Source organism: Rahnella sp. JUb53, from assembly GCF_004346065.1.
Lineage (GTDB): Bacteria > Pseudomonadota > Gammaproteobacteria > Enterobacterales > Enterobacteriaceae > Rahnella > Rahnella variigena.
In genome coordinates this window covers 45,439-57,704 of record NZ_SLYT01000014.1, presented here as the reverse complement: position 1 = coordinate 57,704, position 12,266 = coordinate 45,439, and the positions used below count along the sequence as shown (strand labels likewise).

Genomic DNA, 12,266 nt, shown 5'->3' with positions numbered 1-12,266 from the left:
TTCAGCCTTGTTTCTTTTTAACGCTGCTCAAAACGGTTTCCACGCCAGAGACATATTTTTCAATCGCAAATTTTTCGCGGACAGTGAGGTTTGCCTGCGTAGCGATTTCACTTCGCAAATGGGCGTTGAGATACAGCGTTTTCATATGGTTGAAGAGCATCTCAATATCGCCATACTCGAAAAGCATTCCGGTTTCTGCATTTTTAATCAGTTCGGCAGTTCCCGTGACATTGGATCCAATCACCGGCGTTTTCAGTAACATGGATTCCAGAACGACCCGCGGTAAACCTTCACTTTTTGAGCCTAATATAAAGGCATCAAAAGCCGCCAGATATTCCAGAGGATTGCTTTGAAAACCGGTGAAGATGACTTTATCCATTATATTCAGTGCGGCAGCCTGCTGGATCAGGCGGCGTAAATTCGGGCCTTCACCGACAAAGACCATTTTCCATTTTGCTTCCGGGAAAGCTCGGTTAAATTTATCGAGTGCCAGCAGGGTGAAGTGGTGGGCTTTACGATTAATCAGAGAACCGATACTGCCAAAGATGAAAGTATCTTCTGTTGCGCCGAGTTCTGCGCGGATCCTGATGCCATCAGGTAACGGCTGATTAATATCAATGCCGTTGAAGACGGTAAAACACAGTTCTTTCCGCACGCCGCGTTTGAGCAACTGTTCCTGAACACCCTGAGAAACAGAAATGATGCTGTGGCAAAAACGGTTAACAATGCCCACGACGTCTTTGTTCAGAACCGGTTCGATGCGGCAATGCTGCACGATTTCTGTTGGTAAGCCTGCGGTCGAATAATAGCCTTCCACGTTAGAACTTGGCTGATTATTCATATATAAAATATCAAACTGACCGAGCTCAAGCAGGGAATGGATTTTGCGGATATTGGGGTTTATACGCCAGATTTTATCGACAGAATAAATCGCTTTCTGGCGTAAATTGCCGCTAAAGAAAAACAGCGTTCGCAGGACTTCTTTGCTGATTTTTGCCCAGGAGGGCTGTCTGACCTGGGGAATGAAAAATACCGGCACATTGAGCGAGTTCAATATCTGACTGATGGTTTCCCCGTTATCCCGGGCGTAGTCATTGTAAAAGCAGCAACTGATTTCAAACTTTTCACGATCGATTCTTTTCAGTAACTCCAACATGCTGTTGGTGCCACCTCCCCATTCTTTGCCGCTGTCGAGCAGCAGAATTTTAGATCGATCTAGTCCCATCGGTTAGCGCCCTTGCTCAGCCCGGTTAAAAAAATATGCTACCCATTATAAGAGGCAAATTCTATAAGCTCTACTTATTTGATTCTGATACTAAAATCACTCATATCAATATGTTGTATGAATATTTCGAATCCATTTTTTAGAAAATGGGAACCTGGCACCCGTCAATGTCCGTGAATCCTATTTTTTAGGAAATGCGGTCCATGCTAGATATTGGCGTTCAACAAACTGTATTGCCGGCAATGCAGACAGGCTTTCGCCCAGCACTGTAAACATGCTGTCGGCATACACTTGCGGAACCGGTTGTTTCACGCGGCAGACGCTGATGCCTTTACGTGATGGTTTAGACGCCGTGATACTGGTCGCTTTCCCCGCCGGGGCGCTGCGCTGGGGTTCGTTGAGCAGATCGCTTGGCCGCACCAGAACGATATCGGAAGGCAAATTCGGCAGCATTTGTTGCAGCACTTTCACCGTGGTCGGATGGGGATGACCGATGGCGATGGCATAACCGTTCTTGCGGGCGAGCTGAATAGCCCGTTCAAACTGATGGCGGATTTCCGCTTCGTTCTGCACATCATCTAAAAAGACGTTGCGCTTAATCACTTTCACCCGGGTTCCCTGAGCGGCCTGAACCGATTTGGTATTGCCGATGGTCATACTGTCGAGGAAGAATAAGTTGTGAGCATTCATGGCCTGCATGACGTTTTCCATGCCGGTCAGGCTGGAGGTCATGGCGCTGCCCATATGATTGTTGATACCAATCGCATACGGGATATTGCTGATGGCCTGATCGACAATACGCTTCACTTCTGCGGCACTCATCGAAGGTGTCAGCGTATCTTTTTCCAGCGGTTGTTTGCTGAGCGGCGCCATCGGCAGGTGGATCAATATTTCACGGCCCTGCTGATGTGCCTTGTTCATCATCATCTGCGAATCTGGAGCATTAGGGAAAATCGCAACGGATACCGCTTTTGGCATCTGAAGTACCTGGTTTTCCTCATGCTGGCGATAACCAAAGTCATCAATCAGGATGGATAATTTCGCTGCCTGAACCTGACAAACGAAAAACGCAGTACCACAAAGGGCAGCTAAAACGGACTTTTTATATCGCAATGCTATCTTCCCAACCACGGCTGTGGATTTACTGCCTGGCCCTGACGACGAATTTCAAAATACAGCGATGGCTGGCCCTGTCCGCCGCTGTTCCCAACTTTAGCAATGGCCTGACCGGTTCTGACCTGATCGCCAACGCTGACCAGTGCATCCTGGTTGTAACCATATAGACTCATATCGCCTTTACCATGGTCGATAACCACAACCAGCCCGTAGCCCTGTAACCAGTCCGCCAGAATGACGCGTCCGTCGGCAATAGCCCGGACATCACTGCCTTCGCGTGCTGAAATGACGATGCCTTTCCAGCGTAGTTCACCCTGTAGTTGTTCGCCGAAGCGATGTATCAACGAACCGTTAACCGGCCACATATTTTGACCCGAAGGACGTCCCAGACCGCCGGTTCGGGCCATCAGTGACTGTTCGCTTTGGGTTGGTTTATAGGTTGAACCTTTTTTCTTCGCTTGCTGTTCTTTCGCTCGCACGGCGGCGGCTTCCCGCGCTTCTTTTTCCGCACGGGCTTTGGCGGCACGTTCAGCAGCGGCAATTTTGTTTTGCAGGCTGGATTCGTTGGCGCGCAGTTCCGTCAGGCTCTGCTCATCTTTTTGCAATGAGGATTCCAGCGCCGTGAGCGTTTGCTTACGGGCGGCACGCGCCTGTTCGAGTTTTTGTTGCTGTGATTGTTGTTCACTCAGCAGGCTTTTTTGTTGTGTTTGCTTTGATTGCAACGAAACACGTTGTTCAGCCAGCGTGGTGCGGGTCTGTTTCAGCTCTTCGATGGTTTTCTGTCGTTCGGTATTCAGATAGCCGAAATACGCCAGGATCCGCTCATTACGTTCGCTCTCTTCACCGCTGAGCAGCAGTTGCAAGCCTTTATGCTGGCCGATACGGAATGCCGCATCGAGCTGTTTTGCCAGGATCTCTTCCTGTGTCTTTTGCTGTTTTTGCAACTTATCGATAGAGGCGTTAAGCCCGGCAATGTCTTTGCTGAGTGTGGCGAGGGTTGACTGAGTTCCGCGCAGCTGGCTGCTGGCGGAGGCAATGGTTTTTTCCTGCGCCTGCAATTGCTGTAATAAAGTGCCGCGCTGTTGTTTCTGCTGCTTAACGCTTTTTTCTTTTTCCGCGATGTTTTGCTGAATGGTTTTTAGCTGATCTTTATTGTCGTCAGCATGCACACTCACGGAAAGAGAGAATAAAGAAGCACAAAGTAATAAGGCTGAAGATGGGAAAACAGATACGGCCTTGTCCTGAGCGGAAAGGCGGGTTCTCATCAGGCTGAAATGAATGAATTTGCTCAAACTTTTTTCCGCTTGTCGACCGTGGATGATAGACAATATGGCTGTCCCTTCTCGTATCGTAACACTAATCAACCGGCTGATGCACAAACAAAAAAGGCGTACCAACGGGTGTCAGTACGCCTTTGTAACAGAGCTTTAAGAGAAATTAGCGTGCGATAAACAGCGGTTTGCCGCTCATTTCTGCCGGAATTTCCATGCCCATCAGTGAAAGCATTGTTGGTGCGATATCAGACAATTTACCGCCTTCAACCGCTTGTGCATTTCCGCCAATGTAGATTAATGGCACCGGCAGACTGGTATGCGCGGTGTGTGCCTGACCTGTCGCCGGGTCGCGCATTTGTTCTGCGTTACCGTGGTCGGCGGTGATCAGCAACTGGCCACCGGCTGCTTTCACGGCATCCACAACCTGAGCAACACAATTATCCAGTGCTTCAACGGCGCTCACCGCAGCGTCGTAAACGCCGGTATGACCGACCATATCGCCATTCGGATAGTTACAAATGATGGTGTCATATTTTCCGCTGGCAATTGCGCCGAGCAGTTTTTCCGTCAGTTCAACCGAGCTCATTTCCGGTTGCAGGTCATAAGTTGCGACGTTCGGGGATTTCACCAGAATGCGGTCTTCGCCTTCAAATGAGTCTTCCATGCCGCCGTTAAAGAAGAAGGTAACGTGTGCATATTTCTCAGTTTCGGAAATACGCAGTTGAGTTTTGCCATGTGCCATCAGCCACTCGCCGAGGGTATTTTTCAGTGATGCTGGCGGATAGGCGCAGGCGGCGTTGATGTCCGCGGCATATTCGGTCAGCATGATGAAATCGCCGAAGTTGATGACTTTTTCGCGGGCAAAACCATCGAAGTCCGGACTGATAAAGGCGCGGGTGATTTCGCGGGCCCGGTCTGCGCGGAAGTTCATGAAGATCAGTGCATCGCCGTCATTGATGGCCGCGGATTCTTCGCCTGCTGCCTGCAATACAGTTGGCTTCACGAATTCATCATTTTCATCACGGGCATAAGCGGCCTGCAGGCCAGCCAGTGCATTATCGGCAGTGAACGCGCCTTTTGCCTGCGACATCAAATCGTAAGCCAGTTGTACGCGATCCCAACGGTTATCGCGATCCATCGCGTAATAGCGGCCTACGATAGAGGCGATACGGCCAGTACCGATTTGTGCGAATTTCTCAGAGAAGCGTTTCAGTGCCGCTTCAGCGCTGCGCGGCGGTGTATCACGGCCATCCAGGAAGGCGTGCAGATAAATGGCTTTCGCGCCACGACGGTGCGCCAGTTCCACCATCGCCATAATGTGGTCTTCGTGACTGTGAACGCCGCCCGCAGACAACAGACCCATAATGTGAACCGCTTTGCCTGCGGCAATGGCACGATCAACCGCACCGGTCAGTACGCTATTATTAAAGAAGTCGCCTTCTTTGATTTCTTTGTCCAGACGGGTGAGATCCTGATACACGATGCGGCCCGCACCTAAATTGACATGGCCGACTTCGGAGTTGCCCATCTGACCGTCGGGCAGACCGACGTCCAGTCCGGAGGCAGCGATAAGTGTGTGAGGATGAGTGGCCCACAGATTATCCATCACCGGCGTTTTGGCGTTCAGGATCGCGTTATCTTGTTGCTCTTCGCGATGTCCATAGCCGTCCAGAATCACCAGAACCATCGGTTTTTTGTTGCTCGACATGTCAATTGACCTCAGTTTAAAAGATGAAATGCTCAATAGGCTCGCCCGCTGAAACGGGATAAACAGGCGCGACTAAAGGCATTTAAGCCGGCTGATTTTACCCCAGTGCAGGAAGTGAATAGCCGGAGGAGATCAAAGATGAGGTGAGGTGAGGGTTAACTTTCAGCATAAAGGCGTGTTAATTTTCCGAGACGTGCCGCAGATTGTGGCATTCGCCCGCGCTTACTGGCTGTATTTGCTCCGGCGCGCAGGTATACTCTGAAGCCTTGAATTTTCCCCCAACTGACGGGAGTTGCTACACCCCATGCAAGATATTATGCCGTTCATCAGTGCGCATCCGGTTCTCAGCCTGGCGTGGGTTGCGTTACTGATTGCAGTAATTGTGACCACCTTTAAAACACGTTTCTCTAAAGTGAAAGAGATCACCCGTGGCGAAGCAACACGCCTGATTAATAAAGAAGATGCCATCGTTGTCGATGTTCGCGCGCGTGAAGAATTCCGCAAAGGCCACATCGCTGAATCACAGAATGTGTTGTCTGCTGACATCAAAAACAACAATCTGGGTGAACTGACCAAACACAAAGCACAGCCAGTAATCGTGGTATGTGCCACCGGACAAACTTCCCGTACTGCGGCTGAAGGCCTGATTGCTGCTGGTTTTGAGCGTGTGTTCACACTCAAAGAAGGCATCAGCGGCTGGAGCGGTGAAAACCTGCCTTTAGTTCGCGGTAAATGATTCGCGGTAAATAAGACGTTCAGATAACCGCTACAGCATTAAATTCTACGACTCTGAGGTGGAACCCATGGCTAAAATTGAAATCTATACCAAGGCAACCTGCCCTTACTGCCATCGTGCGAAAGCCCTGCTCAACAGCAAAGGTGCTTCATTCGATGAAATCGCTATCGATGGTGACGCAGATAAGCGTGAAAAAATGATCGCCCGCAGCGGTCGTTCAACCGTGCCTCAGATCTTTATCGACGGACAGCACGTTGGCGGTTGTGATGATTTACATGCACTTGATGCACGCGGTGGCCTTGACCCAATGCTGGGTTAATCAGGGCGGCGGTGGTTTCGCATTACGTGTTTAAAAGGACTATTAACTTAAGGGTACTACTCACATGTCAGAACAAAATAACACCGAGATGGCTTTCCAGATCCAACGTATTTATACAAAAGACATCTCTTTTGAAGCGCCAAATGCGCCTCAGGTTTTCCAGCAAGACTGGCAGCCAGAAGTTAAACTGGATCTTGATACCGCTTCCAGCCAGCTGGCCGAAGGCGTATACGAAGTTGTCTTGCGTGTGACCGTAACGTCTTCTCTTGGCGACGAAACTGCGTTCCTGTGTGAAGTTCAGCAAGGTGGTATCTTCACTATCTCCGGTATCGATGGCAACCAGATGGCGCATTGCCTGGGTGCATATTGCCCGAACATTCTGTTCCCGTATGCTCGTGAGTGCATCACCAGCCTGGTCTCCCGCGGTACTTTCCCGCAACTGAATCTGGCACCTGTTAACTTTGACGCTCTGTTCATGAACTATCTGCAACAGCAAGCTGAAGGCGAAGGTGCAGAACCGCATCAGGATGCCTGATGAAAACCGTCAATGCGTCAATGACAGTGATCGGTGCCGGCTCGTACGGCACCGCTTTAGCGATTACTCTCGCCAGAAATGGCCATCCCGTTGTGCTGTGGGGACATAATCCCGACCACATCAACGCCTTACAACGTGCCCGTTGTAATCAGGAATTCCTTCCTGATGTTCCGTTCCCCGATAATCTGTTGCTCGAAACCAATCTGTCTGTCGCCTTAGCCGCCAGCCGTAATGTGCTGGTTGTGGTACCCAGCCATGTATTTGGTGACGTATTGCGCCAGCTTAAACCCCACTTGCGTCCTGATGCGCGTGTGGTGTGGGCGACGAAGGGGCTGGAGGCGGAAACCGGCCGTCTGTTGCAGGATGTCGCACGCGAAGAACTCGGCGATGCCATTCCGTTAGCTGTGGTTTCCGGGCCGACATTCGCCAAAGAACTCGCGGCAGGCATGCCGACGGCAATCTCTCTGGCCGCAACCGATGCGACGTTTGCCGACGATTTGCAGCAGTTACTGCACTGTGGCAAAAGTTTCCGTGTCTACAGCAACCCGGATTTTATCGGCGTTCAGCTGGGTGGTGCGATTAAAAACGTTATCGCCATTGGTGCCGGAATGTCAGATGGTATTGGCTTTGGCGCTAATGCCCGAACCGCGCTGATTACCCGCGGACTGGCTGAAATGACGCGTCTGGGTGCCGCTTTGGGCGCTGACCCTGCGACATTTATGGGCATGGCAGGGCTGGGTGATTTGGTGTTAACCTGCACAGACAACCAGTCCCGCAACCGTCGTTTCGGCATTATGCTGGGACAAGGCAAGGATGTTCAGACCGCTCAGGACACCATCGGCCAGGTTGTAGAAGGCTATCGCAATACGAAAGAAGTGCGGGCTCTGGCGCAGCGTAACAACGTTGAAATGCCAATCACAGAACAGATTTACCAGGTGTTGTACTGCGGTAAAGATGCGCGTGAAGCAGCGATCAGTTTACTTGCCCGTGCGAGCAAGGACGAAAAACACAGCCACTGAAAGGCGTATAAAGTATAGCCACCTTGTTGGTGTTCCCGACAGGGCGGCTTTTTATTACCCGAACTTGCAAAGTCGTAAGGAAAAGTGATGTCGCTAGAAGAATTAGAGCTGGTCTGGAATAACATTAAATCAGAAGCGAGAGCACTGGCTGAGTGTGAACCGATGCTGGCGAGTTTTTTCCATGCGACGTTACTTAAACATGAAACGTTGGGCGGCGCGCTGAGCTACATTCTGGCCAATAAGCTGGGCAATCCGATTATGCCCGCGATGGCTATCCGTGAAGTGGTTGAAGAAGCCTATCGCAACGACGAACAAATGATCTTGTCCGCTGCCCGCGACATTCTGGCTGTGCATCAGCGCGATGCGGCGGTCGATAAATATTCGACTCCGCTGCTCTATCTGAAAGGTTTCCACGCACTTCAGGCATACCGTATCGGTAACTGGCTGTGGAAGCAGGATCGTAAAGCGCTGGCGATTTATTTCCAGAATCAGATTTCAGTGTCCTTTGGCGTAGATATTCATCCGGCAGCACGCATTGGTTGCGGCATCATGTTTGACCATGCGACCGGAATTGTCATCGGTGAAACGGCTGTTGTTGAGAACGACGTGTCGATTTTGCAATCCGTTACCCTCGGCGGTACCGGTAAAACCTGCGGCGACCGTCACCCTAAAATTCGTGAAGGCGTCATGATTGGTGCCGGTGCGAAAATACTCGGTAATATCGAAGTGGGTGCTGGCGCAAAAATCGGGGCGGGCTCGGTCGTGTTGCAATCCGTTCCTCCGCATACCACCGCTGCGGGCGTGCCGGCGCGTATTGTCGGGCGTCCGGAAAGCGAGCGTCCTTCCATGGATATGGATCAGCATTTCAACGGTATTGCGCAGGGTTTTGAATTCGGCGACGGTATCTGACAGGCATTTCCGATGGCATCATTCTGCATGCCATCGTATTCATTTCCACAACGCTATTCTTTCAGCAGTGCGCCCGGATATCCCAGCTGGCGCCAGGCTTCGTACACCACCACCGAAACAGCATTCGACAAGTTCATGCTGCGGCTTTCTGCGAGCATCGGAATACGGATTTTGTGCTGTGCGGGCAGATTATCCAGAATGGATGCCGGCAGACCACGTGTTTCAGGGCCGAACAGCAGGAAATCATTATCCTGATAGCTGACGGCACTGTGCGCGGGCGTACCTTTGGTCGTCAGTGCAAAAAGACGTTGTGGATTTTCGCTGCTGAGGAACGCGTCATAATTGGCGTGATGCTTAATATGGGCGAATTCATGGTAATCGAGCCCGGCGCGGCGCAGACGTTTATCGTCCCAGCCGAAACCTAACGGTTCGATGAGGTGAAGCTGACATCCGGTGTTGGCACACAGGCGGATAATATTGCCGGTATTTGGCGGGATTTCTGGTTCAAATAAAACGATGTTAAGCATGCGTCCCCCTGATAGAGGGACGCAGAATAGCAGAAACTTAGCGCTGGTGCAGCGGCAGCCAGATAATCAAACGGAGGCCGCCCAGCGGGCTGTCCTCGGCTTTGACTTTGCCTCTGTGCTGCTGAACCGCAGTATCCACGATAGCCAGCCCAAGGCCGGTACCGCCGGATTCACGGTCACGCGCTTCATCAGTCCGGTAGAACGGACGGAAAATCTGCTCACGATCTTCTTCACTCACGCCCGGACCGTCGTCATCAACGGTGATGGTGATCCCTTCACTGTCGTGGGCGAAGTTCAGCGCAATGTGATGATGTGAATAACGCAGGGCATTACGCACAATATTTTCCAGAGCGCTGTCGAGTGCCGCGGCATTCCCGATCAGTTTCCACGGACCAGGCGGCGACGTGACCTCCAGCGTTTTGCCCATCTGCTCGGCTTCAAACTGCGCATCGTCAATCACGCCCTCCCACAGTTCATTGGCTTTCAAGGTCTCGCGCGACAGCTCATTTTTATGCTGGCTGCGTGATAACACCAGTAAGTCATTGATCATACCATCAAGACGTTGCGCTTCATTTTCAATGCGTTGCAGCTCTTTACCTTCGCCATGACGACGACGCATCAGCGCAGTAGCCAGTTGCAGACGTGTCAGCGGGGTACGAAGTTCATGTGAGATATCAGATATCAGCCGTTGTTGCGCCGTCACCATTCGTTCGAGAGCGCTGACCATCTGGTTGAAACTGGCACCGGTCGCAAGGAATTCCTGCGGGCCGGCTTCGAGTTCCGGATGCTGCTTGAGATTGCCGCGTGCAACGTCATCTGCGGCGTTTTTCAACTTACGCGCAGGTTTCGCCAGGCTCCACGCCAGCCACAGCAACAGCGGGGCGCTGATGAGCATCGTGACGATAAGCAGAAGCAGAGGGCGGTCGAACATCAGGTTGATAAAATCAGACTGAGAACTGCTGGCTGGGCGCATCAGGTAAAGCTGGTAATTGTCTTCACCATCACGAACCGAGAAGGGCCCGACCATTTCCACTCGGCCATATTTTTTCTTTTTCGGACGATCTGAGTTATCAGACTGGCCGATAAAGTTACGCACAATCTGCATTTCATTACGCTGAGCGCCAATCACGCGCCCTTCGCTGGTGACCAGCAACAAACGCTGACCCGGCGGTGCCCATTTGTCGATAGCGCGGAACAGCCTGCGCCACCACATCAGATCATTGGCAGGGTCGGTCGCCAGCTCAGCTTCGACGTGCTGTTCAATCATCAGGCCCTGCCGTTGTTCGTTATCGAGCAACGGCGTAATCTGGCGTGAATCGAGTTTCGGCACCATCAATACCAGCATTAGCACCAGGGCTAACGTAAACCAGAAAATGGCAAAAATACGTGCCGTAAGGCTGTTTATCATGAAGCAGAAACCATCAGATAACCGCGTCCGCGCAGGGTTTTAAACCACGGATGTCCGTCCTGACGATCGGGCAATTTACGGCGTAAATTAGAGATGTGCATATCAATCGCACGGTCAAACGGTGTCAGACGTTTACCCAATACTTCCTGGCTCAGATGTTCGCGGGAAACGACCTGTCCGAGATGTTTTGCCAGTAAATACAGCAGGGTAAATTCGGTACCGGTTAGATCCAGCGCTTCGCCATTAAAGCTGGCTTCCTGACGGCCTGGATTCAGCTGTAAGCCATCGACTTCCAGCGTCGGTGAACCGTTGTTCTCATTGGTTTGCTGCTGCTCGCTCCAGTTGGAGCGGCGCAACATCGCCCTGATACGGGCAACCAGTTCGCGGTCATTAAACGGTTTTGGCAGATAGTCATCGGCACCCAGTTCGAGGCCAAGAACACGGTCTAATTCACTGCCGCGAGCGGTTAACATAATCACTGGCGTCTGGTGGCGCTGGCGTAATTCTTTAAGGGTTTCAATGCCGTTTTTCTTCGGCATCATCACGTCAAGTAACAGAAGATCGATGGTATTATCGATTTTCTCTAATGCCTGCTCACCGTCGTAAGCCACCACAACATTAAAGCCTTCCATTTCGAGCAATTCTTTCAAAAGTGAAGTCAGTTCACGGTCGTCATCAACTAACAAAATTTTATTCATTGTATTTACCTCTAGACGCAAAATACGTCATCAATTGCCGCTATTCCATGACTTTACGTACTTTTACAAGCACTGACGCTTGTTTGCAGCAGCAGGTTTAGACTGCTTTTCAATGATTCGCGATGAAGCGATAAAGACTTTAGGAGTATGTGATGTTTAAGGCAGCTTCATTCGGTTTGGCCACGCTTCTGACGCTGAGTTCAGGTGTCGTTTTAGCAGATGGCGCAAAACCAGTGTCGGCGATGCCAGCAGAACATGATAGCACGATGTTGGATAAGCCTCAGGAACGCAACACCATGTTTGATGGTGTAAATCTCACTGAGCAGCAGCGCCAGCAAATGCGTGACCTGATGCACCAGGCTCGTAAAGATCTGCCTCATGTAAATGTAGAACAGATAGAAACGATGCACAGATTGGTTACCGCCGAAAAGTTTGATCAGGCCGCAGTCCGGTCACAAGCCGAATTAATGGCTCAGGAACAGGTGGATCGCCAGGTCGAAATGGCCCGCATCCGCAACCAGATGTTTAATCTGCTGACGCCTGAGCAAAAAGACGTATTGAACCAGAAACACGAGCAGCGCATGCAACAGATGCGTAAGCAGTTATCTGGATTACAGCCCTCTTCTGCCCAGAAGACGAGTAGTACCAGCACGACCGAGTAAGATCCCTGTTTTTCCTTGCCATAGACACCATCCCTGTCTTCCCCCGCCGAAAGGTGGGGTTTTTTTTGCCTGCAATTCCGCATGGGTTCACAAAAGCGTAAATTAACAAGGTGGAAATCTGCGCGTAACG

General features: G+C 51.1%; 13 protein-coding genes. 6 read left to right on the top strand and 7 right to left on the bottom strand.

The annotated features are described in order from the left end of the window. Window position 1: 1 nt before the first annotated feature. The 4 genes from EC840_RS23235 to gpmM form a co-directional block, all read right to left on the bottom strand. Window positions 2–1,225 (bottom strand): glycosyltransferase, encoded by a 1,224-nt coding sequence (locus EC840_RS23235; protein ID WP_132967216.1) that lies wholly within the window; start codon window positions 1,223–1,225, stop codon window positions 2–4. 180 nt (window positions 1,226–1,405) lie between these two features. Beyond that, window positions 1,406–2,338: a divergent polysaccharide deacetylase family protein gene (locus tag EC840_RS23230; RefSeq protein WP_113877626.1), complete on the bottom strand. Its 933-nt coding sequence runs from the start codon at window positions 2,336–2,338 to the stop codon at window positions 1,406–1,408. A gap of 2 nt (window positions 2,339–2,340) precedes the next feature. After that, window positions 2,341–3,606, bottom strand: coding sequence for a murein hydrolase activator EnvC (gene envC, locus EC840_RS23225; protein WP_243701117.1), 1,266 nt, complete (start codon window positions 3,604–3,606; stop codon window positions 2,341–2,343). Window positions 3,607–3,778: 172 nt separating this feature from the next. After that, entirely contained in the window at window positions 3,779–5,323 is a 1,545-nt protein-coding gene (gpmM, locus tag EC840_RS23220; protein ID WP_132967212.1) for a 2,3-bisphosphoglycerate-independent phosphoglycerate mutase, read from the bottom strand. A gap of 304 nt (window positions 5,324–5,627) precedes the next feature. Between gpmM and EC840_RS23215 the strand changes: the two genes are divergently transcribed. The 5 genes from EC840_RS23215 (at window position 5,628) to cysE (ending at window position 8,841) form a co-directional block, all read left to right on the top strand. Continuing rightward, the gene (locus tag EC840_RS23215; RefSeq protein WP_015699203.1) at window positions 5,628–6,059 is read left to right on the top strand and encodes a rhodanese-like domain-containing protein; all 432 of its coding nucleotides are present in this window, start codon (window positions 5,628–5,630) and stop codon (window positions 6,057–6,059) included. Between the two features lie 67 nt (window positions 6,060–6,126). Continuing rightward, window positions 6,127–6,378: a glutaredoxin 3 gene (grxC, locus tag EC840_RS23210; protein WP_013577603.1), complete on the top strand. Its 252-nt coding sequence runs from the start codon at window positions 6,127–6,129 to the stop codon at window positions 6,376–6,378. Window positions 6,379–6,442: 64 nt separating this feature from the next. Beyond that, a complete protein-coding gene (gene secB, locus EC840_RS23205) occupies window positions 6,443–6,913 on the top strand; it encodes a protein-export chaperone SecB (RefSeq protein WP_013577602.1) in 471 nt (156 codons plus the stop codon). Beyond that, the gene (gene gpsA / locus EC840_RS23200; RefSeq protein WP_113877623.1) at window positions 6,913–7,932 is read left to right on the top strand and encodes an NAD(P)H-dependent glycerol-3-phosphate dehydrogenase; all 1,020 of its coding nucleotides are present in this window, start codon (window positions 6,913–6,915) and stop codon (window positions 7,930–7,932) included. The genes secB and gpsA overlap by 1 nt, the downstream gene beginning before the upstream one ends. An 87-nt stretch (window positions 7,933–8,019) precedes the next feature. After that, the gene (gene cysE / locus EC840_RS23195) at window positions 8,020–8,841 is read left to right on the top strand and encodes a serine O-acetyltransferase (RefSeq protein WP_013577600.1); all 822 of its coding nucleotides are present in this window, start codon (window positions 8,020–8,022) and stop codon (window positions 8,839–8,841) included. Window positions 8,842–8,894: 53 nt separating this feature from the next. Here cysE and trmL read toward each other — a convergent pair whose 3' ends face one another. The 3 genes from trmL to cpxR are packed head-to-tail and all read right to left on the bottom strand — an operon-like array spanning window position 8,895 to window position 11,474. After that, window positions 8,895–9,368: a tRNA (uridine(34)/cytosine(34)/5-carboxymethylaminomethyluridine(34)-2'-O)-methyltransferase TrmL gene (gene trmL / locus EC840_RS23190; RefSeq protein WP_112289331.1), complete on the bottom strand. Its 474-nt coding sequence runs from the start codon at window positions 9,366–9,368 to the stop codon at window positions 8,895–8,897. A gap of 37 nt (window positions 9,369–9,405) precedes the next feature. After that, complete coding sequence (gene cpxA / locus EC840_RS23185) at window positions 9,406–10,776, bottom strand: envelope stress sensor histidine kinase CpxA (RefSeq protein ID WP_120509356.1); 1,371 nt, start codon at window positions 10,774–10,776, stop codon at window positions 9,406–9,408. Beyond that, window positions 10,773–11,474 carry an envelope stress response regulator transcription factor CpxR gene (gene cpxR, locus EC840_RS23180; protein WP_013577597.1) on the bottom strand — a complete coding sequence of 234 codons (702 nt, stop codon included), beginning with the start codon at window positions 11,472–11,474 and terminating at the stop codon, window positions 10,773–10,775. The genes cpxA and cpxR overlap by 4 nt, the downstream gene beginning before the upstream one ends. 152 nt (window positions 11,475–11,626) lie before the next feature. Here cpxR and cpxP point away from each other — a divergent pair, with 152 nt between their 5' ends. Further along, window positions 11,627–12,136 carry a cell-envelope stress modulator CpxP gene (cpxP, locus tag EC840_RS23175; protein ID WP_112289333.1) on the top strand — a complete coding sequence of 170 codons (510 nt, stop codon included), beginning with the start codon at window positions 11,627–11,629 and terminating at the stop codon, window positions 12,134–12,136. Window positions 12,137–12,266 lie beyond the last annotated feature (130 nt).

Bases quoted from the DNA above. Each gene is read 5' to 3' on its own strand.
- cpxA (WP_120509356.1), bottom strand. From the start codon at position 10,776: ATGATAAACAGCCTTACGGCACGTATTTTTGCCATTTTCTGGTTTACG.
- grxC (WP_013577603.1), top strand. From the start codon at position 6,127: ATGGCTAAAATTGAAATCTATACCAAGGCAACCTGCCCTTACTGCCAT.
- gpmM (WP_132967212.1), bottom strand. From the start codon at position 5,323: ATGTCGAGCAACAAAAAACCGATGGTTCTGGTGATTCTGGACGGCTAT.
- EC840_RS23235 (WP_132967216.1), bottom strand. From the start codon at position 1,225: ATGGGACTAGATCGATCTAAAATTCTGCTGCTCGACAGCGGCAAAGAA.
- EC840_RS23215 (WP_015699203.1), top strand. From the start codon at position 5,628: ATGCAAGATATTATGCCGTTCATCAGTGCGCATCCGGTTCTCAGCCTG.
- secB (WP_013577602.1), top strand. From the start codon at position 6,443: ATGTCAGAACAAAATAACACCGAGATGGCTTTCCAGATCCAACGTATT.
- cysE (WP_013577600.1), top strand. From the start codon at position 8,020: ATGTCGCTAGAAGAATTAGAGCTGGTCTGGAATAACATTAAATCAGAA.
- gpsA (WP_113877623.1), top strand. From the start codon at position 6,913: ATGAAAACCGTCAATGCGTCAATGACAGTGATCGGTGCCGGCTCGTAC.
- cpxR (WP_013577597.1), bottom strand. From the start codon at position 11,474: ATGAATAAAATTTTGTTAGTTGATGACGACCGTGAACTGACTTCACTT.
- trmL (WP_112289331.1), bottom strand. From the start codon at position 9,368: ATGCTTAACATCGTTTTATTTGAACCAGAAATCCCGCCAAATACCGGC.
- envC (WP_243701117.1), bottom strand. From the start codon at position 3,606: ATGAGAACCCGCCTTTCCGCTCAGGACAAGGCCGTATCTGTTTTCCCA.
- cpxP (WP_112289333.1), top strand. From the start codon at position 11,627: ATGTTTAAGGCAGCTTCATTCGGTTTGGCCACGCTTCTGACGCTGAGT.